1 protein-coding gene is annotated in these 479 nt (G+C 55.5%); it reads right to left on the bottom strand.

Annotated features, from left to right (window positions below):
* Positions 1-479: YjbE family putative metal transport protein (locus AB1462_RS31775; protein WP_367249051.1), on the bottom strand; the 479-nt coding region annotated here is incomplete at both ends.

The raw sequence follows: 479 nt of genomic DNA, 5'->3' as shown, positions 1-479 counted from the left end.
GATTGCACCATCATAGGTCATTTTCAGTGCCACATAGAGGATGATGGCAACGCCGATATAGGCGATCCAGCGATATTTATGCAGAAGATTTGCAATGAAGGTCGCGGCAAAACCCATCAGTGCAATGGACAGACCAAGACCGATAATCAGGACGGTCGGGTGATCCATGGCCGCGCCTGCAACCGCAAGGACATTATCCAAAGACATCGACACGTCTGCACTGACGATCTGCCAGGCAGCCTGGGCAAAGGTCTTGCGCGGAGCCTTTCCAGCAACTTGACCGTCGCTGTCGAGATCGGAATCGGACATCGCCTCGGTGGCCGCATGCTCGTCTTCATGCGAAACGGTCAGTTCGCGCCACATTTTCCAGCACACCCACAGAAGCAGCAAGCCGCCCGCTATCAGCAGGGCAGGACCCAGCTTCAGCAATTCGGTGGTGATGAGTGCAAAGCCGATACGCAGCACCGTCGCTGCTATGA

It is taken from the genome of Pseudomonas sp. SB113 (genome assembly GCF_040754745.1).
Classification (GTDB): domain Bacteria; phylum Pseudomonadota; class Gammaproteobacteria; order Pseudomonadales; family Pseudomonadaceae; genus Aquipseudomonas; species Aquipseudomonas grimontii.
The sequence above is the reverse complement of the archived record's forward strand: the minus strand, read 5'-3'. Positions and strand labels throughout refer to the sequence as shown.